Genomic DNA, 20,310 nt, shown 5'->3' on the forward strand with positions numbered 1-20,310 from the left:
GACGCCTCGCCCTCAATTTGCTCCAGCACGACACCCGAAAACTCTCCATCCGCAGAAAATTTAAACACGCCGGATGGCACGACGACTATCTCTCTTCTCTCCTCGCTCAAATGCGATAGCCCTGCTTTCAGGGAGGGGAGTGGTTGCGCTCGCGGAGCGGTGGCCTTTCGCTTGCAAAATCACTCAATATCTTTGCACTGATCGCTTTACTCGATCGATCAGAACGAACTTCCCAATTTCCCGTGGGCGCGTGGTTGGCCTATATCGGTCTCGTCCACTGCAAAGGAGAATATTGCATGTCGATCATCGGAAAGACGATCAAACCGTTCACCGCGACCGCGTACAAGGAAGGCAAGTTCGTCGACGTCACCGATGCCGACGTGAAGGGCAAGTGGTCGGTCTTCTTTTTCTACCCCGCAGACTTCACCTTCGTCTGCCCGACGGAACTCGAAGATCTCGCCGACATCTACCCGACGCTCCAGAAGATGGATGTCGAAGTGTATTCGGTTTCGACCGACACGCACTTCAGCCATAAGGCCTGGCACGACACCTCGCCCGCGATCGGCAAGATCAACTATTACATGCTGGGCGACCAGAATCATGTGATCTCGAACAATTTCGACATCCTGCGTGAAGGCGTCGGCCTTGCCGACCGCGGCACCTTCGTCGCCGATCCCGATGGCGTCGTTCAGCTCGTCGAGATCACGCCCGAGGGTGTGGGCCGTAACGCTGCCGAACTGCTGCGCAAGATCAAGGCTGCTCAGTACTGGGCTTCGCATCCCGGCGAAGTGTGCCCGGCGAAGTGGGAAGAGGGCGAAGAGACGCTCGCTCCCTCGTTCGATCTGGTCGGCAAGATCTAACCAAAGCCCCCTGGGGTCGCCGTGTGGCCCGGGGTGGACTGCCGTCCGCCCCGGGCCATTTTGCTTTAAGTAGGACCGCCACCGCATATCCGTTCGTCCCGAGCGCAGTCGAGGGACGATGTCCCTCGACTGCGCTCGGGACGAACGGGGTAGCGGGGCTCATTCAACAAGGAATTTCACCCATGCTTGATGCCAATGTGACCCAGCAGCTCAAGACCTATCTGGTCAACATCACGCAGCCGATCGAACTGGTCGCGTCGCTCGACGACTCGCCCAAGTCGAAGGAGATGGGTGCGCTGCTGACCGATATCGCCGCGCTTTCCGACAAGATCGCCGTCGTCGACGGCGTCGATGCGCGCAAGCCGAGCTTCATGATCCGCCGCGTCGGCACCGATATCGGCGTGCGCTTCGCCGGTCTGCCGATGGGGCATGAGTTCACCAGCCTGGTGCTGGCGCTGCTTCAGGTCGGCGGGCATCCGTCCAAGGCGGCGGCTGACCTGATCGAGCAGGTCAAGAACCTCGACGGCGACTTCACCTTCGAAACCTATTTCTCGCTGACCTGCCAGAACTGCCCCGATGTGGTGCAGGCGCTCAACCTGATGGCGGTGCTCAACCCGCGCATCAAGCACACCGCGATCGATGGCGCCTTGTTCAAGGCGGAAGTCGAAGAGCGCAAGGTCATGGCGGTGCCGACCGTGTTCCTGAACGGCGAACCGTTCGCAAGCGGGCGGATGGAGCTGGAGCAGATCGTCGCCAAGATCGACACCGCCGCCGAAGGCCGCGCCGCCGCGAAGATCAAGACCAAGGCGCCGTTCGACGTACTGATCGTCGGCGGTGGCCCCGCCGGTGCGGCGGCTGCGATCTACACCGCGCGCAAGGGCATCCGCACCGGCGTCGTCGCCGAGCGTTTCGGCGGGCAGGTGCTCGACACGATGGGAATCGAGAATTTCGCCTCGGTGCCGCACACCGAAGGCCCCAAGTTCGCGGCCGACCTCGAACGCCATGTTCGCGACTATGACGTCGATATCATGAACCTCCAGCGCGCCGAGAAGGTGATCCCCGCGAGCGAAGCCGGTGGTCTGCATGAGGTGCAGCTTGCCAATGGTGCGAGCCTCAAGACGCGGACGCTGATCCTTTCGACCGGCGCGCGCTGGCGGCAGATGAACGTGCCCGGCGAGGACACGTACAAGAACAAGGGCGTGGCGTACTGCCCGCATTGCGACGGCCCGCTGTTCAAGGGCAAGCGCGTCGCGGTGATCGGCGGCGGCAATTCGGGCGTCGAAGCGGCGATCGATCTCGCCGGGATCGTCGCGCATGTCACCTTGATCGAGTTCGATACCGATCTGCGCGCCGATGCGGTGCTCCAGCGCAAGCTCGCCAGCCTGCCCAACGTCAAGATCATCACGTCGGCGCTGACCACCGAAGTGATTGGCGATGGCGAGAAGGTGTCGGGGCTGGTCTACAAGGACCGCAACCACGACACGCTTCATGAGATCGAACTGGAGGGCATCTTCGTCCAGATCGGGCTGGTGCCGAACACCGAGTTCCTGCGCGACACGATTGCCCTCAGCCCGCGTGGCGAGATCGAGATCGATCATCGCGGCGAAACCTCGCGCCCCGGCATCTTCGCTGCGGGGGACGCGACGACCGTGCCGTACAAGCAGATCGTGATCGCGGCGGGTGATGGCGCGAAGGCGGCTCTGTCCGCGTTCGATTACCTGATCCGCAATGAGCCAGTCGATGCGGCGGAGCAGGAACTGGTCGCGGCGGAGTAATCTGCCCCTTTTTCCCTGCGTAAGCGGGGGTCCAGAGCCACACGCGCTGCGTTCGTGGCCCTGGACTCCCGCTTTCGCGGGAGAACGGTTTGGTCGCCCGGACACCCTGCGGGCTTTTCTCGAACCCGCCATCGCCAAAACGGTGATGGACAGCACGCGGCGGCCATGAGCACTCCAGACTGGGCATCTCGCTCACTCCGGGGGGACACATGATCGACAGACGCGCCGCGATGTGCGGGGGCCTTGGCGTTTCGGCATTGGCGATGCTGCCCGGCTGGGCATCGGCCGCTCCGCGTCCGACCCCCGACGCAAAAGCCGATATCACCCGCTTCATCGCCGCGATGCCCAAGGCGGAATATCATGTTCATCTCGAAGGCACGCTCGAAGCCGAGATGAAATTCGCGCTCGCTGCGCGCAATGGCCTCAAGCTGCCGTTCGCCGATGTGGCGGCGATGAAGCGAAGCTATATCTACCACGACCTGCCGAGCTTCCTCGCGATCTATTATGACGGCATGAAAGTGCTGCTGACCGAGCAGGATTTCTACGATCTCGCGTATGCCTATCTCGCCAAGGCCGCGTCGCAGACCGTGTTGTATACCGAGATGTTCTTCGATCCACAGGAGCATCTGAAACGCGGTGTGCCGATGGCGGCGGTGATCGGCGGCATTACGCGCGCGCGGGTCGATGCCGAACGCGCGCTCGGCATCCAATCGCAACTGATCCTGTGTTTCGTCCGCGATTCGTCGGCGGAGAGCGCGATGGCCGCGCTCGACGCCGCGCTGCCGCTGAAACAGTATCTGGTCGGCGTCGGCCTCGATTCGGACGAAAAGGGTAATCCACCGGAGAAGTTCGCCGCGCATTTCGCCAAGGCGCGCGCGGCCGGGTTGAAAGTGACCGCGCATTGCGATGTCGATCAGGACGACACGCTGGCGCACCTGCGCACCGCGATCGTCGATCTGAAGGTCGATCGAATCGATCATGGCGGCAACATCCTGCAATCGCCGGAACTGGTCGCGCTGGCGAAGCAGCGGAACCTGTACTTCACCGTCTGCCCGACCTTTTCCGGGACGCTGCGCACATCGACGCCGCCGGTGGACGTGCTGCGCGGTATGATCGACGCCGGACTGAACGTGACGGTGAGTTCGGACGACCCGGCGTATATGGGGAGCGAGTATCTCAACACCGTGCTGGTCCGCGCCCAGACCCGCAGCGCGTTGACGCGCGCGGAGTTGATCGGTCTCGAACGCAACGCCTTCAACGCGGCGTGGCTGCCGGCGAACCGCAAGGCGGCGTATCTGGCCAAGCTCGACGCTTTCGCGCGAGCATGGAGTTGAACCGGCGCCGTCCCGCCGCACGCGACTGAAATCGACGGGATCGGCTTGACCTGGCGGTTCGGCTGGTATTGATCGCCGTTACCGCTCAACGCACCCATGTTGATCGACGGAGACGATTTTGGCCGCCACCTACCTCCCCACGCTGAAACAGCTCCAGTATCTTGTCGCGCTTCAGGACAGCGGCCATTTCGGGCGGGCGGCGGATGCGTGTTTCGTCACGCAATCGACCTTGTCGGCGGGAATTCGCGAACTGGAGACGCTGATCGGGGTGGTGCTGGTCGAGCGCACGCGGCGGGTGGTGCGCTTCACGCCGCTCGGCGACCGGATCGCCGAAAAGGCGCGGCGCGTGCTGCGCGAGGCGGAGGAACTCGGCGACATGGCGCGCGCCGCCGGGCGGCCGCTGTCGGGCGACATGCGAATGAGCGTGATCCCGACGATCGCGCCGTTCATGCTGCCGCGCATCCTGCCCCGGCTGCGGCGCGATTATCCAGAACTGCGATTGTTCCTGCGCGAAGAGGCGAGCGCCCCGGCGTGCGAGGGGCTGAACCACGGCCGCACCGATTGCGTGCTGCTCGCGCTGCCCTATGCGTGCGGTGAGGTCTCGTCGCAGGTACTGTTCGAGGACCGGCTGTTCCTTGCCGGCCCCGAAGCCGAGATCGGCGCGGGCGGCGTCAGCGTCGGCGCCGAGGCGATCGACGAGACGCGGCTGCTCCTGCTGGAGGACGGGCATTGCCTCAAGGACCATGCGCTCGCCGCGTGCAACCGGCCCGAACTGCGCGCCGAAGCGACGATGCTCGGCACGTCGCTGCATACGATCGTGCAGATGGTCGACAATGGGCTGGGCGTGACGATGCTGCCGGAAATGGCGCTCAACGCCGGGATTCTCGACCATACCAGCCTCGTCGCACGACCGCTGTCGGCGGCCAATCCGTCGCGCAAGATCGCCTTGGTGTGGCGGCGTGCATCCCCGCGCGAGAAGGATTTCCAGTTGCTCGCCGACGCGCTGACCGAGGCGCAATGATGACGCGGACGAAACCATTTCGGCTCTGATCCGTATTTCCCAGGAGCGCCCTCACCGGCGCCGCCCGTAATCCTTGGAGAAACCGATGATCCGCACCACCCAAATCTCTCTCGCCGCGATCGGCGCGCTGATGATCGCGAGCGCCGGCACCGCCCAGACCACCGCGCCTGCCCCCCCCGCGACTCCCGCCGCGCCGGGCGCCGCCGCTCCCGCCGCGCAAGGCACGACCGCAACGCCACCGGCAGCAAATGCCGCCGCCGCCCCCAACCCGACCGTCGGCGGCGCCGCGATGGACGCGACCAAGCCGATCCCGGTCAACGCCGCCGCCGCGCCCAACCTGTCGACGCTGGTGAAGGCGGTGACGGCCGCCGGCCTCGGCGCCACGCTCTCCGGCCCCGGCCCGTTCACGGTGTTCGCGCCGACCGACGACGCGTTCGCGCGGCTCGCGCCCGGCACGGTCGACACCTTGCTCAAGCCCGCCAACAAGGCGACGCTGACCAAGGTGCTGACCTATCACGTCGTCCCCGGCAAGATCACGATCGCGCAGCTTCAGGCGCAGGCCACCGCCGCTGGCGGCAGCACCACGCTGACCACGGTCGAGGGTGAGCCGCTCAAGGTGACGGTCAATAACAACGTCATCGAACTGTCCGACGTCAACGGTAACAAGAGCTATATCTCGACCGGCGACGTGATGCAGTCGAACGGCGTGGTGCATGTCGTCAACGGCGTGCTGCTGCCGAAGCTGGGGTAACAGCGCGAACGGCGTTTATAGAGCGTCGTTCCACCGCGCGGCGGCGACATCGTCGCTGCCGCGTGGCTCTACCCAGCGTTCGGTGCCGGCGAGCGTTTCCTTTTTCCAGAACGGCGCCTCGGTCTTGAGGCGGTCGATCAGGAAGGCGCAGGCCTCCAGCGCGGCGGCGCGGTGGCGGGCGGCGGTGGCGACGAACACCACCGTCTCGCCGGGCACCATCCGCCCGACGCGGTGGGTGATCCGCGCCGCCGTCAGGTCCCAGCGCGCCACCGCCGCCTCGGCGAGCGCGACCAGTGCCGCTTCGGTCGCGCCGGGATAATGTTCGAGTGTCAGTGCCTCGACGCCATCGTCGGCGCGGACGAGGCCGGCGAAGGTCGCGATCCCCCCTGCCCCGCCCACCGCGATGGCGGCATATTCGGCGCCGATGTCGATCGGCGCGGGATCGACCGCGACGGCGATCATCCGCCCGTCACCGGCGGGAAGATCGCGACTTCGCGGGGACGGCCGAGCGGCGCGTCGAGCGGCACGAAGGTCTGGTCGACCGCCGCGCGCAGCCGCGCCGGATCGGCGAACGCTTCGGCGTGGCCGGGGCTGCGGCCGGCGAGCCATGCGACCAGATCACCGACGCTCGTAAGGCCAGCGGGCAGATCGAGCGTCTCGGCGCCCGTGCCGATCTTCTCCCGCACCCACGCGAAATAGAGGATTTCGGTCGCCATCAGTCCATGTGCTTCAGGCCGACGCGGAGATAATCCCAGCCGGTGAGGAGCGTGAGCGCCGCCGCGCCCCACAAGGCGATCAGGCTGATCGTTTGCAGCCACGGCCACCCCGGCAGCGCTCCGGCCAAAATCAGCCCGCCGAGCGAGACGAGTTGCAGCGTCGTCTTCCACTTCGCCAGCCGCGACACCGGCACCGACACCTGCAATTGCGCGAGAAATTCGCGCAGGCCCGACACCGCGATCTCGCGCAGCAGGATGATGAGCCCGGCGATCAGGTTCCAGCCGGCGATATCGTGATTGGCAACGAGCAGCAGCACCACCGACGCGACCATGATCTTGTCGGCGATCGGATCGAGGAAGATGCCGAGCTTCGACACCGTCCCCTGCGCGCGCGCCAGATAGCCGTCGAAATAATCGGTGATGCCCATCAGGCAGTAGAGCGCGAAGCCGATCGCGTACCCGGGCGCCCAGGCCGGCCACCACAAGGCCCAGACGAGCAAGGGCACCGCGACGATTCGCGACAAAGTGAGCAGGTTGGGCAGGGTCAGCATCGGCTCCGCTCTACCCCCACGCCCGCGCCAGCGGAAGCCGTGCATGACAAGTAGGTTGCCGCTCCCTTGTGGCGTCGTCTATGCGTTGCCATCTTTTCGCCATCCACAGACCACGGACCTTAACATGCTTAACGCGCTCGGCTTGCTGAAAGAGCGCCGGTTCCTGCCGCTTTTCACGACGCAGTTTTTGGGAGCCTTCAACGACAATCTGTTCAAGACGGCGATGGTATTGTTCGCCACCTATCAGATTTTCCACCATCCCGCCGGCGAGCAGAATTTCAACGCGCTCGCCACCGCGATCGGAATCATTCCGTTCTTCCTGCTCTCCGCGCTGTCCGGGCAGTTGGCGGACACCCACGACAAGGCGCGGATCATCCGCATCGTCAAGACCGCCGAGGTCGGCATCATGCTGCTCGGCGCGGGCGGATTGCTGGTGGCGAGTTCGGGGCTGACGACGCTCGGCCTGGTCATGATGCTGTCGGCGGTGTTGTGTCTGGGGGTGCATTCGGCGTTCTTCGGGCCGATCAAATATGCGATCCTGCCGCAGCATCTCGAAGATCATGAGGTGCTCGGCGGCACCGGGCTGGTCGAAGCGGCGACCTATCTGGCGATTTTGATGGGGACGGTCGCGGCCGGGCTGCTGTCGGTGCGCGGCACCGCGATCACGGTGATGGTGGTGGCCGCGATCGGCTGGCTGATGGCGCTGCTGGTGCCGCCGGCGCCGCGAATGGGGCCGAAACTCACGGTCAATTTCAACCCGCTCACCTCATCGTGGCGGCTCATCAACGCGACGATGCACATTCCCCGGCTGTTCTTGGCGATCTGCGCGATCAGCTTCTTCTGGACGATGGGCGCGGTGCTCATCATCATCTTCCCGCCGCTGGTGAAGAACGTGCTGACCGCCGACAAGCACGTCTCGACCTTCGTGATCGCGTTGTTCTCGATCGGCGTCGCGGTCGGCTCGGTGGCGATCAACGCGATGCTGGGCGGCAAGACCTCGGCCAAGTTCGCGCCGTTCTGCGTGCTGGCGATGGGCGCGTGCATCGTCGTCTTCTCGCTGCTGACGCGCACCTTCCCGCATGCGCCGGCGGGGACGCTGTACGACCTGACGACCTTTCTGGAGATCCCGCACGGCGTGCTGATCGTCGTCGTGCTGATGGCGGTGGCGGTGACCGGCGGCATGTTCGTGGTGCCGCTCTACGCATTCCTGACGACCACCGTGACCAAGGACCAGACCGCGCGCACGGTGGCGGCGAACAATGTCGTCAATTCGGGCGCGATGGTGATCGGCGCGGTGTTCGTGCAGGGCCTGGCATCGGCGGGGATCACGCCCGAGAACATGCTGTTCGTGGTGGCGGCGATGTCGCCGATCTCGGCGTGGCTCGCGCAGAAGCTGCATCTGGCGTGCGATTGAGGGGAAATCCTCCCGTCTGATCGTCATCCCAGTGTAACTTGGGATCTTCGTGGGGAAAGTCGTGACAAGGGCCGCGACAGACCCCAGCTTGCGCTGGGGTGACGGCAGGTTGAAGCGCCGTCGTCAGCGCGCTCGGCGGCGTTTCAAAAAATGAACGTGTAGAAGCAGATGAAGAACGCGGTGAAGCTCAGCACGAAGAGCTTGATGTCGTGGTCTTCGCTGCGATCGGTGCGGGCGGCGTGCGCCCGCGCGATCGATTGGCGGAAGGGGTGGCGCGGCGCGGGGGCCGCGTGGAGATGGCGAATCTGCATGGCGAGAGGTTAACGCGCCGTTTACGATTTCGACCATCGCATATTATGGTTAACCGCGTCCTTTTTCGGGGCGGCGGCGACTACGCCGTCATCTCGTGCGGGGTCGCCTCCAACATGTCGGTGAAGCGGCGGCGCCACCAGAACACGTCCTCCTGTTCGATATTGTCCATCATCGCCCGCCAGCGCGCGATGCGTTCCTCCAGCGGCATCGCCAGCGCGGTGGCAATCGCGTCCGAAACTTCCTCGGGGCTGTGCGGATTGACGAGGATCGCGTCGGTCAGTTGCTCGGCCGCGCCGGCGAAGCGCGACAGGATCAGCACGCCGGGATCGGCCTCGTCCTGCGCGGCGACATATTCCTTGGCGACGAGGTTCATGCCGTCGCGAAGCGGCGTCACCAAGGCGACGCGTGCCGCCCGGTACATGCCGGCGAGCTGCTCGCGCGGATAGCCCTTGTTGACGTAGCGGATCGGCACCCACTCGACGTTGGAGAACTCGCCGTTGATCCGCCCCGACAGCGAATCGAGCGTCGCGCGAATCTCCTGATAGCTCTGCACTTCCCCGCGCGAGGGCGGCGCGATCTGGAGCAGGAACACCTTGCCCTGCTGCTCCGGGTTGGCCGACAGGAAGCGCTCGTAGCCGAGGAAGCGCTCCTGCAAACCCTTGGAATAATCGAGCCGGTCGACGCCGATCATCATCGTGCGGCCGTCCGCGCTCTCGCGCATCCGGGAGAAGCGCTCGCGGGCGGTCTCGCTGGTGGCGCTGGCGCGGAAATCGGCGGTGTCGATGCCGATCGGATCGGCGATCAGGCGGACGCTGTGGCCGTCATAGGTCATCACGCCGGCATCGTCGATCTCCGCATCGAATTGCGAGCGCGCATAACCCCGGAAGGCGTCGAGCGAATCTTCGGTCTGGAAGCCGATCACGTCATAGGCGAACAGGGACTCGACCAGTTCGCGGTGGCTTGGCAGCGACATCAGCAGCCGCGTCGGTGGCCAGGGGATGTGGAGGAAGAAGCCGATCCGGTTCTCGCAGCCGCGCGCGCGCAACTCGCGCCCGAGCGGGATCAGATGATAATCGTTGACCCAGACGAGATCGTCCTCCTCGATCAGCGGCACCACCGTCTCGGCGAAGCGCGCGTTGACGCGCTCATAGCCGCCGGCAAAGCCACGCTCATATTCGGCGAGGTCGATCCGGTAGTGGAACAGCGGCCACAGGGTCCGGTTGGCGAAACCGTTGTAATATTCGTCGATATCCTGCGCCTCCAGATCGATCGTCGCGGTGGCGACGCCCTGATTGCGCTGGAAGTTGATGTTGCCGGTGAAGGTCTCGATCTCTTCGCCCGACCAGCCGAACCAGATGCCGTTGCTTTCGCGCAAGGCGGCGGACAGCGCGATCGCGAGCCCGCCCTGCGCGCCGCCGCCGCTCGGCGCGGAGACGCGATTGGAAATGATGACGAGCCTGCTCATCGCACGGAACTCCAGGGTTTACTGAGCAACCCGGCACAATTGATGAGGCCGACCAGCGAATAGGTCTGCGGATAATTGCCCCACAATTCGCCGCTGACCGGATCGATATCCTCGGACAGCAGCCCGGCGGCGGTACGGCGCGACACCATCTCCTCGAACAGCGCGCGCGCATCGGCATCGCGGCCGGTCGCGTGGAGCGCCTCGATCAGCCAGAAGGTGCAGACGTTGAACGCGGTCTTGGGCAGGCCGAAATCGTCCTCGGTGTCATAACGCAGCATGTTCGAGCCGCGCCGCAGCCCGACTTCGACCGCTTCGAGCGTGCCGCGGAAGCGTGGATCGTCGGGCGCGAGAAAGCGCAGGTCGAGCAACTGGATCAGGCTGGCGTCGAGATCGTCACCGCCGAACGTCGCGGAAAGCCGGCGGGTATCCTCGCGCCACGCCGCCGTTTCGATCGTCTCGCGCATGATGTTGGCGCGGTCGCACCAGAAGGCGCGACGCTCTTCGAGACCGAGCGCCGAGGCGGCGTTGGCAAGCCGGTCGCACGCCGCCCAGCACATCGCCGCCGAATAGGTGTGGACGTCGCTGCGCGTGCGGAATTCCCACAGGCCGGCATCGGGCTTGTCGTAGGATTCCCATGCACGCTCGCCGACCGTCTCCAGCGCGCGGAAATCCTCGACGGTGGCAACGCGGAACAGCCGGTGGTCGAAGAACGCCTGCGCGTTGCACAGAATGATCTGGCCGTAGGCGTCGTGCTGGATCTGCTCATAGGCCTGATTGCCGACGCGCACCGGCCCCATGCCGCGATAGCCGTTGAGGCCTGGCGCGACGCGTTCCTCCAGCGTCGCCTCGCCGCCGACGCCGTAGAGCGGCTGGATATGCCCGCCGCGCGCGCTATCGACGATGTTGCGCAGATATTCGAGATACCCCTCCAGCACGTCAAGCGCGCCGAGCCGGTTGAGCGCCTGCACCGTGTAATAGGCGTCGCGAATCCAGCAGTAGCGATAATCCCAGTTGCGTTCGCTGTTGGAATGCTCGGGGATCGAGGTGGTGAGCGCCGCGACGATCGCGCCGGTCTCCTCGTGCTGGCACAGTTTGAGCGTGATCGCCGAGCGGATCACCGCCTCCTGCCATTCGAGCGGCGTGGCGAGACCGCGCACCCATTGCCGCCACTCGGCGACGGTGCGTTCGAGCATCATCTCGATCGTGGCGGGCAGTTCGCCGCTGAAGCTCTCGTCTGGGCCGAGGAAGAAATAGAGCGGGCGCTCGATGCGGAACAGCCGCTCTTCCTGAATCCAGCCGACTGGCGCGTTGGTGCTGAGCCGCAGCGTCATCGCGGTGTTGAGGTAGCGGATGTGGTTGGAGCCTTGCGTCCGCTCGGGGTCCGCGCTGCCCCAGTCCTTCGCGGGGCGCAGCCGCACGCGCACGCGCGGGCTGCCCGCGACCGGGCGGACGATCCGCACGAACGCGACCGGACGATAGGTGCGCCCCTCGCGGACGTAGCGCGGGGAGAAATCGGTGACTTCGATCGCGTTGCCGGCGTTATCCTCGTGCCGGGTGACGAGGATCGGCGTGTTGCGCATGTACTGCTGCGTCGTCTTGGTGCCGTTTTCGAGATCGATTTCCCAAAAGCCGCGCGCGCCCTCCCCGCCCCTCGGTGCGTCGTCGAGCAGCGAGCAGAACACCGGATCGCCATCGACGCGCGGCACGCACCCCCAGGAGAAGCGCCCGGCGCGATCGACCAGAGCGGACACCTGGCAATTGCCGATCGGCCAGAGATCGAGCGTCGCGGTCATGCAATTTTCTCCTGTAGCCACGCCCGCACGGCGGCGGGATCGGGCAAACCATAATCGGCCGCGCTCGCGCGCGCATCCCCGACGAGGATGGCGTGGCCACCCGCGTCACGCGCCGCGACGAAGGCGGGTTCGTCGGTAAGATCGTCACCGATGAAGATCGGCGTGGTGCCGGCCATGTCGGGTCGCTGCATCAGCCGCGCGACCGCGACGCCCTTGTCGCTGCCGGGTACGCGCAGTTCGACCATCATCTTGCCGTGCTGGATCGCGAGATCGTGCCGCGCGGCCAGCGTCTCGGCGAGGCGGAGCGCCTCCGCTTCGAACGCGGGCACGAGCCGGTAGTGGAGCGCCACGCCGAAGCTCTTCTCCTCGACGATCACGCCGTCCTGCCCGGCGGCGGCGGCGTGCATCGCCGTGGCGACGTGGGTCAGGCCGTCGGGCCGCTCCGGTTGCGCGACAATCCCGTGCCAGCGATGTTCGCAGCCGTGGCTGCCCGACACCGCCAGCGTATGCGCGACCGGGCCGAGCAACGCGTCGATCTGCGCGATCGAGCGCCCGCTGACGACCGCGACGCGGCCATCCAGACGGCGCGCGAGGGCGGCGAGCAGATCGGTCAGGTCCGTATCGACCGCGACACTATCGGGGCGATCGGCGAGATCGACCAGAGTACCGTCGAAATCGAGGAAAAGGCTGGCGGACTCGAGCAGAGTCGGCGGCGGCGCGGGCAAGGTCACTGCGTCCGTGGCGGCGGACATTCGGTTCTCCTTCAGGATCGGCACGAAGCACCTGTTAGCATGTCGTTACGCTGCGAACACGAGGCGCTCTACCGGCTGGACGTGTGAAACGGGCAAAGGGTTCCCCCGGCACGACACAAAGCCATCGTCCGCCGCGCCCGCTGGTGTCGGCGGAAGGCTTGTCCTATGCCGGTGTGATATCCAATCGTCCACGCAGAGCAACGTCATGGCGCTAGTCAAGAAATCGACCCTGAGCGCACGCGGCGTAGCGGCGCATGGCCCCGTCGAACCGGCGCCCGACGCCCCGCCAACCGCGCGCAAGCCCGCCAAGCGCGCACGGCCGGCGGGCAGCGCGGTCGAGCGGATCGACCAGGCCACTCAGGAACTCGCCAGCGGGATCGGCGAAGCCTCGGCGGCGGCGGCGGAACTGCAACGTGCGATGGACCAGATCGCGAGCGGTGCCGAGGAAGCCGCTGGCGCCGCGCAGGAATCGCTCGGGCTGATCGGTGCGCTCGGCGAAAACTTCCGCGACGCGCGCGAGCGCGCCGAGGCGTCGCGGCGCCAGACCGAAGCCGTGCAGACCGCGTTCGTCGAGGTCGGCGCGCAGATCGACGGATCGGTGATCGCGATCGAGCGCAACGCTGAGCGCCAGCTTGCCACGGTGGAGATCATCGCGGCGCTCGAAGACGCGGCGACGCGGATCGACGGGATCGGCGGCGCGATCACCGAGATTTCCGACCAGACCAGCCTGCTCGCGCTCAACGCCACGATCGAGGCGGCGCGCGCGGGCGATGACGGCCAGGGTTTCGCGGTGGTTGCCGACGAGGTGCGTGCGCTCGCCGAAGCCTCCGAGACCAGCGCCGGCGAGATGCAGACGCTCGCCGGCACGGTGACGCGGGCGGTGCAGGACATCGCGGCGAGCGTGCGGTCTGGCGCGGCGCTCGCCGTCAGCGAGGCCGAGACCGGACGGCAGGTGGTCGCGCAACTCGACGCAGCGCGCGGTGATCTCGCCACGCTCGGCGAGGGCGTGCGCGAGATGGTCGATGCCTCGATCGAAGCCGACAGCGCGCTGCGCGAGGCTGAGCGCGGCTCCGAACAGGTCGCCAGCGCGGCCGAGCAACAATCGGCCGCGGCATCGCAGGCGCAACAGGCGCTCGAACAGCAAAGCGCCGCGCTGGAGGAAAGCCAGCAGACCGCCGAGCAACTGGGCGCGCTCACGCAGGATCTGCGCGCGGACGCCACCGATGCGCTCGCGATCGAGCAGGTCGCGACCGCCGCCGAGCAATTGTCGGCGACGGTGCAGGAGCTTTCGGGCGCATCGGGGGAAATTCTGATCGCGATCGAGCAGATCGGACGCGGTGCGCAGGCGCAAGCGGCGGCAACGCTCCAGTCGAGCACGGCGATGGCACAGATCGAGAAGACCGCCGATCTCGCCCGGACGCGCGCGCATACTGCGGTCGAGCGGATCGTCGCGGTCTCGGCGTCGGTGACGGACGGCCGGGCGGTGGTCGAGCGGCTGACCGACGGCGTTGCGGCATCGGTCGCCGAGGTGCGCGCGGTGCTCGATCTGCTCGGCGCGCTCGGCGGGACGGCGCGGCAGATCGAGAAGATCACCGATGGCCTGGCGCTCGTCTCGGTGCAGACCAGCATGCTGGCGGTGAGCGGCGCGGTCGAAGCGACGCGCGCGGGCGACGCCGGCCGCGGCTTCGCCAATGTCTCGGGCGACATCCGCAAATTGTCCCGCGAGTCGGCGGCCGCCGCCGATCGCGCCAAGGATGTCGTGCGCGGTATTCAGGATCAGGTCGGCGCGGTGCGGCGCGATCTCGATCAGGTCGTCGCCACCGCCGAGATCGAGATGGGGCGCAGCCGCGTCGTGATCGAGCGCACGCGCGCGATCGCCGCCGACCTTGATGCGGCGCGCGAGGCCAATGCGGCGATCCTGACCGGCGCCGAGGCGATCCTGCTGTCGGTGCGCGAGGTGCGCAGCGGCGGGGAGCAGATCGCGCAGGCCGCCGAGTTGTCCGCCGGCGCGAGCCGCGAGGCGGGCGCGGCGGCGCGCCAGCAATCGCAGGGCGCCGAGATGCTGGCGGCGGCGATCGAGGAGATCGCCTCCCTCGCCGCCGCGCTGGTCGACACGGCCGCATAGGCGGATGGCGGGCGAGCCAAGCCTGACGTTCCGGGTCGACGGCGCACGTTTCGCAATTCCGGCGGCGAGCGTGCGCGAGGTGGCGCGCGTGCCGCGCCTGACGCGCGTGCCGCATGCGCCGGCAAGCCTGATCGGGATCGGCAATTTCCGGGGCGCGGTGCTGCCGGTGCTGTCGTTCGCGACATTGCTGGCGCGGCCGCGCGGCGATGAGGCGCGGATTCTGCTGGTCGAGGACGGCGATCCCGTCGGCATCGCGGTCGATTCGGTCGAGGGAATCGCGGGCGAGGCCGATGTGGCGGCCGAGCCGGTGGCACTGGCGCCGCTGATTGCGGCCAGCTTTGCGCGTGCCGCCGGGCGGCGCGGCGCGCGCGGGGGTCTCGCGGCGGCACAAGTGACGGAACGGCGCGACCAGATCCCGCTGCTCGTCTTCGCGGTCGGCGGGCAGGAGTTCGCGCTGCCGCTCGGCGCGGTCGAGGAGGTGCTGCGGCTGCCGCGCGATGTGACATTGCTGCCGCAAGCGGAGGCGGCGGTGGTCGGCAGCATCGCGCTGCGTGACACTGTGCTGCCGCTGCTCTCGCTTGCCACATTGCTTGCATTGCCGGGCGCGGCAGCGGGCGCGCGCGCGCCGGTGATCGTCGTGCGGATCGGCGCGCACCGCTTCGGCCTCGTCGTCGATGCGATGCGCGCCGTCGAACGCGTGCCCGAAAGCGGCGTGGATGCGGTGCCTGCCGTATTCAACCGGGGCGGCGCTGAAGCGCGTATTCAGGCGATCTGCCGGCTCGACGGCGGGCGACGGCTGGTCTCGGTGCTCGCCGTGGACCATCTGCTGAGCGACGCGCTGACGGCCCGCTTGCTGCAATCGAGCGAGGAAAAGCCGGTGGTGGCGAACGCGCGGGACGAGCCGGCCGAACAGTTCCTGCTGTTCCGCGTCGGCGACGGCGAGTTCGGCCTGCCCGTCGCCGCGATCGAAGACGTGGTGCAGGTGCCCGAGACGTTGACCCGGCTCCCCAAGGCGCCGGCGTTCGTGCAGGGCGTGATGAACCTGCGCGGCGCGGTGGTGCCGGTGGTCGATCAGGTACGACGGTTCAGCGGTGTCGCGGCGCGGGGCGCCAAGCGCCGCGTCATCGTCGTCCGGCTCGGCGCGATGCGGGTCGGCTTCACCGTCGATGCCGCGCCCGAGGTGCTGCGTGTGCCGGTATCCGCATTGCGCAACGCGCCCGAACTCGGCGGCGCGGAGACGCGGGTGTTCGAGCGAGTCGCCAATTTCGCCGACGACCAGCGAATCGTGCTGATCGTCTCGCCGCGCGAACTGCTCGACCGCACCGAGCAGGACATGCTCGCGGCATTCGGGCCGGAAGGCGCGGTCGTACAGCCGTGACGAGATTGCTGATCGTCGATGATTCGCCGCTGATGCGGCGGCTGCTGGGTGACATCTTCGCAGGCGCGGGCGATTTCGAGGTCGCGGTCGCGCGTTCGGGGGCCGAGGCGCTGGCGCTGCTGAGCGACTTCGCGCCCGACGTCATCACGCTCGACATCCACATGCCCGAGATGGACGGACTCGCCTGTCTCGACCAAATCATGCTGCTGCGCCCTTGCCCGGTGGTGATGGTCTCCGCGCTCACCGCCGAGGGCGCCGACGAGACGCTGGAGGCGATGGCGCTGGGTGCAGTCGATTTCATCGCCAAGCCGCGCGGCGCGATTTCGCTTGAGATCGATGCGCTCGCCCCGCTGTTGATCGACAAGGTTCGCGCCGCCGCCACCGCGCGCATCTCGCGCGCGACGCGGCTGACCGAGCGCGTGCGGGCGCGGACCGGCGCCGTCGCCTCGCCCCCGCCCAAGCCTACGCCGCGCCCCCGCACCGCCAGCGTCGGCGCACCAAACCGCGCCGACCCGCCGGCCGGGCTGGTGCTGGTCGGCTGCTCGACGGGCGGACCACCCGCGCTCGACGCGTTGCTCGGCGCACTCGCGGCGGATTTCCCCTGGCCGATCGTGATCGCGCAGCACATGCCGGCGAGCTTCACCGGCGCGCTGGCGCGGCGGCTCGACCGGCTCTGCGCGCTCGACGTGGTCGAGGTATCGGCAGCGGTGCCGCTCGAACCGGGGCGAGCCTATATCGGGCGCGGCGATGCCGATGTGATCGTCTCGCGCCGCGCCGGCGCGCTCGTGGCGATGTCCGCGCCGAGCGATCCGGCGCGGCTGTGGCACCCGAGCGTCGATCGACTCGTCGAAAGCGCCGCCGCCTTGCTCGCCCCCGAACGCCTCGTTGGGGTGTTGATGACCGGCATGGGCAATGATGGGGCGAAGGCGATGGCCGACCTGTACCGCGGCGGTGGCCACACCATCGCCGAAAGCGCCGATACGGCGATCGTCTGGGGCATGCCCGGCGCGCTGGTCGCGGCGGGTGGCGCGAGCGAGACGCTCCCGCTCGATCGCATCGCGCCCGCGCTGGCCGGCCTGTTCGCGACATGATCGAATCGCCGGCCCGTCTCGCCGACGACGACCTCGTCCGCACCAGTGCGCTGATCTACCGCTGGACCGGCATGACCTTCGGTGAAAGCAAGCGCTATTATATCGAGCGCCGTATCGCCGACCGGATGAAGCGCACCGGACACGACACGTCGCGCGCGTACCTCGCCTTCGCCGCCGTCGATGTTGGCGAACGCGAAGCGCTCATCAACGCCTTCACCATCAACGAAACCTATTTCTACCGCGAGGAGCATCAGTTCGCGGCGCTCGCCGGGCAAATCCTGCCGGCGTTGATCGCGGATCGGCGACCGGGCGACCGCATCCGCATCTGGTCGATGCCCTGCTCGACCGGCGAGGAAGCCTATTCGATCGCGATCTGGCTGCTGGAAAACTGGCGGCTGGTCGATGCCTATAATATCGAGATCGTCGGATCGGACATCGACACCCATGCGCTCGCGCTGGCGCGGGAGGGACGGTATTCGGCGCGCGCGCTGGCGCGGCTGCCGGCACCGCTGATCGCCGGCTATTTCGAACCCGAGCATCGCCAAACCCGTCGCATCATCGCCGATTTGCGCGAGTCGGTGCAGTTCACCGTCGCCAACCTCGTCGATCGCGCGACGTTGGTCGATCAGGGCCTGTTCGACGTGATCCTGTGCCGCAACCTGCTGATCTATTTCGACGATGCCGCGCGTACCCTCGCGGCGGACAATCTGTTCGAGCGGCTCGCTCCCGGCGGCTATCTCGCGCTGGGGCACAGCGAATCGATGGCGCGCATCTCGGACAGGTTCACGATGGTTCGCCTTGACGACGCGATCGTCTATCGTCGCGCGTGATGGACGACCTGCTCGAACACTTCCTGATCGAAGGCCGCGATCTCGTCGCGCAGGCGCAGGCCGATCTCGCGACGCTGGCGCGCGACCCGGCCGATGCGCGCGCGATCGACAGCGCATTTCGTGCGGTCCACACGCTGAAAGGGTCGGTCGGACTGTTCGACATGGCACCCGCCGAAACGCTGCTCCACGCCGCCGAGGATGTGCTGGAGCGCGCGCGCAAGGGCGATGTCGCGCTCGACGCGGCGACGGTGGCGACGCTGGTTGCGACGCTCGACCAGACCGATCGCTGGATCGATGCGCTAGAACGCGGCGACGCGATCGTGGCCGAGGCGAGCGCGGCGTCGCTGCCCGCCGAAACCGCGCCCGAGGCCGACTGGGCCGAGGCGCTGTGCGCCGCCGCGCGATTGACCGATGGCGCCGTGCCGCAGACCGCCTTTCGGTACACGCCCGATGCCGACTGCTTCTTTCGCGGTGACGATCCGCTCGCGATCGTCGGGGCCGTGCCCGATCTGCTCGCGCTGACCGCGTTGCCGGTCGCGGGCGCGTGGCCGACGCTCGATGCGTTGGAGCCGTTCCAGTGCGCCACCCGGCTGGAGGGGCTGAGCGGTGCGCCGGTTGCGGCGGTGCGCGCCGCGTTTCGCATGGTCTCCGATCAGGTCGAGCTCGCCGCCGTAACGCACCGCGCAGCGCCGGTTGCCGCCGCCGAGAGCGCCACCGCCGGCACCGCGTTGCTGCGCGTGGACCCGGCGCGGATCGACGCGCTGGGGGATGACCTTGGCGAGTTGGTGGTCGCCGCCAACACGCTCGCGCCGATCGCCGCGCGGCTCGACCGGATCGATGCCGGCGCCGCGCTGGAGCTGCGCGCCGCGCAGGCGCTGATCGGCCGTTCGGTCGGGGCGCTGTTGCGCACCGTGTCGGCGGTGCGGATGGTGTCGCTCGAACCGACGCTGCGCCGCCTGCCCCGGCTGGTCCGCGAGATCGCCGAGCAGCTCGGCAAGGCGGTGCGCTTCGACATGCGCGGGCACACCACCGAGGTCGATCGGCAGATCGCGGAAGGCGTGTTCGAGCCACTGCTTCACCTTGTCCGCAACGCGATCGACCACGGTATCGAGGATGGCGCCACCCGCGCCGCCGCCGGCAAGCCCGCCGAGGGGGCGCTGTCGCTTCACGTCGCGCGCGAAGGCGGGCAGATCGTCGTGACGCTCAGCGATGACGGTGCGGGCATCGACCCTGCCCGCATCCGCGCCACGGCAATTGCGCGCGGGCTGATCGACGCCGCAGCGGCCGACGCGCTGAGCGACGCGCAGGCGATGCGGCTGATCTTCCGCGCCGGCTTCTCGACCGCCGCTGCCGTCACCGGCGTCTCGGGGCGCGGCGTCGGCATGGATGCCGCGCTCGCCGCGATCGAGCGGTTGCGCGGTACGATCGAGATCGACAGCACGCTTGGCACCGGCACGACCTTCCGGCTGCGCTTGCCGGTCCACGCCATCACCACCCAAATCCTCGTCGTCGAGGTCGGCGGCGACCGCTACGGCGTCGCGCTCGACCAGATCGTCGAGACGGTCAAGGTCGGCGCGGATGCGCTGCGCCCGCTCGGCACCGGCACCGCCGTCGTGCTGCGCGACAAGACCGTGCCGGTGTTCGATCTCGCCACCTTGCTCGGCGGCGCCGGATCAGCCGGCGGGAACGCGCGACTGCTCGTCACGCAGGCGGATGGCGCGCTGGTGGCGGTGCGTGTCGATGGCTTCGGCGAGCGGATCGACACGTTGGTGCGTGCGCCCAGTGGCGTGCTCGCGGCAGTGCCCGGCGTCACCGGCACCGCGCTGACCGGCAACGGTGACGTGCTGCTGGTGCTCGATCTGTCCGAGCTGGTGGCATGAGCGTCCGAGTCGAAGCCGGGATGATCCATCTCGAAGGCCGCTGTCTGGTCGAGGATGCCGAACCGCTGCTGCTCGCCTTGCAGGACAATGCCGACGCGACCGTGTCGCTCGCGGGGGCGACCCGGCTGCACATGGCGGTGGTGCAAGTGTTGCTCGCCGCGCGACCGCCGTTGGCCAATATTCCCGTTGATCTGGGCGCGGCGCGGTTTCTTCTCGCACTTTGATCTGGATCAGTCCATCCCGTGACGACTTTGCCTAAGCC

19 protein-coding genes are annotated in these 20,310 nt (G+C 67.6%); 12 read left to right on the plus strand and 7 right to left on the minus strand.

The window, feature by feature from the left end:
• The first annotated feature begins 296 nt into the window (after window positions 1-296).
• The 5 genes from ahpC (at window position 297) to EWE75_RS12215 (ending at window position 5,741) form a co-directional block, all read left to right on the plus strand.
• On the plus strand, window positions 297-860 hold the full coding sequence (ahpC, locus tag EWE75_RS12195; protein WP_165388362.1) for an alkyl hydroperoxide reductase subunit C: 564 nt from the start codon (window positions 297-299) through the stop codon (window positions 858-860).
• Between the two features lie 182 nt (window positions 861-1,042).
• Window positions 1,043-2,635: an alkyl hydroperoxide reductase subunit F gene (gene ahpF / locus EWE75_RS12200; RefSeq protein WP_130157825.1), complete on the plus strand. Its 1,593-nt coding sequence runs from the start codon at window positions 1,043-1,045 to the stop codon at window positions 2,633-2,635.
• A 209-nt stretch (window positions 2,636-2,844) separates the two neighbouring features.
• Complete coding sequence (gene add, locus EWE75_RS12205; protein WP_231708331.1) at window positions 2,845-3,969, plus strand: adenosine deaminase; 1,125 nt, start codon at window positions 2,845-2,847, stop codon at window positions 3,967-3,969.
• A 118-nt stretch (window positions 3,970-4,087) separates the two neighbouring features.
• Window positions 4,088-4,990 carry a hydrogen peroxide-inducible genes activator gene (locus EWE75_RS12210; protein ID WP_130157827.1) on the plus strand — a complete coding sequence of 301 codons (903 nt, stop codon included), beginning with the start codon at window positions 4,088-4,090 and terminating at the stop codon, window positions 4,988-4,990.
• 85 nt (window positions 4,991-5,075) lie between these two features.
• Window positions 5,076-5,741 carry a fasciclin domain-containing protein gene (locus EWE75_RS12215; protein ID WP_130157829.1) on the plus strand — a complete coding sequence of 222 codons (666 nt, stop codon included), beginning with the start codon at window positions 5,076-5,078 and terminating at the stop codon, window positions 5,739-5,741.
• Window positions 5,742-5,756: 15 nt separating this feature from the next.
• On the opposite strand, the gene EWE75_RS12220 is transcribed toward EWE75_RS12215, so the two are convergent.
• The 3 genes from EWE75_RS12220 to pgsA are packed head-to-tail and all read right to left on the minus strand — an operon-like array spanning window position 5,757 to window position 7,008.
• On the minus strand, window positions 5,757-6,203 hold the full coding sequence (locus EWE75_RS12220; RefSeq protein WP_130157831.1) for a molybdenum cofactor biosynthesis protein MoaE: 447 nt from the start codon (window positions 6,201-6,203) through the stop codon (window positions 5,757-5,759).
• On the minus strand, window positions 6,200-6,457 hold the full coding sequence (moaD, locus tag EWE75_RS12225) for a molybdopterin converting factor subunit 1 (RefSeq protein WP_130157833.1): 258 nt from the start codon (window positions 6,455-6,457) through the stop codon (window positions 6,200-6,202). The genes EWE75_RS12220 and moaD overlap by 4 nt, the downstream gene beginning before the upstream one ends.
• A complete protein-coding gene (pgsA, locus tag EWE75_RS12230; protein WP_130157835.1) occupies window positions 6,457-7,008 on the minus strand; it encodes a CDP-diacylglycerol--glycerol-3-phosphate 3-phosphatidyltransferase in 552 nt (183 codons plus the stop codon). The genes moaD and pgsA overlap by 1 nt, the downstream gene beginning before the upstream one ends.
• A gap of 124 nt (window positions 7,009-7,132) precedes the next feature.
• On the opposite strand from pgsA, the gene EWE75_RS12235 reads away from it, so the two are divergent.
• A complete protein-coding gene (locus EWE75_RS12235) occupies window positions 7,133-8,422 on the plus strand; it encodes an MFS transporter (protein WP_130157837.1) in 1,290 nt (429 codons plus the stop codon).
• Window positions 8,423-8,565: 143 nt separating this feature from the next.
• On the opposite strand, the gene EWE75_RS25055 is transcribed toward EWE75_RS12235, so the two are convergent.
• The 4 genes from EWE75_RS25055 to otsB all read right to left on the minus strand — a co-directional run bounded on the left by EWE75_RS25055 (window position 8,566) and on the right by otsB (window position 12,744).
• Entirely contained in the window at window positions 8,566-8,733 is a 168-nt protein-coding gene (locus tag EWE75_RS25055; protein WP_165388363.1) for a hypothetical protein, read from the minus strand.
• 80 nt (window positions 8,734-8,813) lie between these two features.
• The gene (gene otsA / locus EWE75_RS12240; protein WP_130157839.1) at window positions 8,814-10,199 is read right to left on the minus strand and encodes an alpha,alpha-trehalose-phosphate synthase (UDP-forming); all 1,386 of its coding nucleotides are present in this window, start codon (window positions 10,197-10,199) and stop codon (window positions 8,814-8,816) included.
• Complete coding sequence (locus EWE75_RS12245) at window positions 10,196-11,992, minus strand: glycoside hydrolase family 15 protein (protein ID WP_130157841.1); 1,797 nt, start codon at window positions 11,990-11,992, stop codon at window positions 10,196-10,198. Before EWE75_RS12245 ends, otsA begins: the two co-directional genes overlap by 4 nt.
• A complete protein-coding gene (gene otsB, locus EWE75_RS12250; protein WP_130157843.1) occupies window positions 11,989-12,744 on the minus strand; it encodes a trehalose-phosphatase in 756 nt (251 codons plus the stop codon). Before otsB ends, EWE75_RS12245 begins: the two co-directional genes overlap by 4 nt.
• 205 nt (window positions 12,745-12,949) lie before the next feature.
• Between otsB and EWE75_RS12255 the strand changes: the two genes are divergently transcribed.
• From EWE75_RS12255 to EWE75_RS12280, 6 genes are read left to right on the plus strand one after another with little or no spacing between them, the layout of a single operon-like run.
• Window positions 12,950-14,869, plus strand: a complete 1,920-nt coding sequence (locus EWE75_RS12255; RefSeq protein WP_130157845.1) for a methyl-accepting chemotaxis protein — start codon at window positions 12,950-12,952, stop codon at window positions 14,867-14,869.
• 4 nt (window positions 14,870-14,873) lie between these two features.
• Window positions 14,874-16,247 (plus strand): chemotaxis protein CheW, encoded by a 1,374-nt coding sequence (locus EWE75_RS12260; protein WP_130157847.1) that lies wholly within the window; start codon window positions 14,874-14,876, stop codon window positions 16,245-16,247.
• Window positions 16,244-17,338 (plus strand): chemotaxis-specific protein-glutamate methyltransferase CheB, encoded by a 1,095-nt coding sequence (gene cheB, locus EWE75_RS12265; RefSeq protein ID WP_130157849.1) that lies wholly within the window; start codon window positions 16,244-16,246, stop codon window positions 17,336-17,338. Before EWE75_RS12260 ends, cheB begins: the two co-directional genes overlap by 4 nt.
• Window positions 17,335-18,168, plus strand: coding sequence for a CheR family methyltransferase (locus EWE75_RS12270; protein WP_130157851.1), 834 nt, complete (start codon window positions 17,335-17,337; stop codon window positions 18,166-18,168). The genes cheB and EWE75_RS12270 overlap by 4 nt, the downstream gene beginning before the upstream one ends.
• Complete coding sequence (locus tag EWE75_RS12275) at window positions 18,168-20,048, plus strand: chemotaxis protein CheA (protein WP_130157853.1); 1,881 nt, start codon at window positions 18,168-18,170, stop codon at window positions 20,046-20,048. The genes EWE75_RS12270 and EWE75_RS12275 overlap by 1 nt, the downstream gene beginning before the upstream one ends.
• Window positions 20,045-20,272 carry a hypothetical protein gene (locus EWE75_RS12280; RefSeq protein ID WP_130157855.1) on the plus strand — a complete coding sequence of 76 codons (228 nt, stop codon included), beginning with the start codon at window positions 20,045-20,047 and terminating at the stop codon, window positions 20,270-20,272. Before EWE75_RS12275 ends, EWE75_RS12280 begins: the two co-directional genes overlap by 4 nt.
• Window positions 20,273-20,310 lie beyond the last annotated feature (38 nt).

The organism is Sphingomonas populi, from assembly GCF_004208535.1.
In the GTDB taxonomy this organism is placed as follows: Bacteria; Pseudomonadota; Alphaproteobacteria; order Sphingomonadales; family Sphingomonadaceae; genus Sphingomonas; species Sphingomonas populi.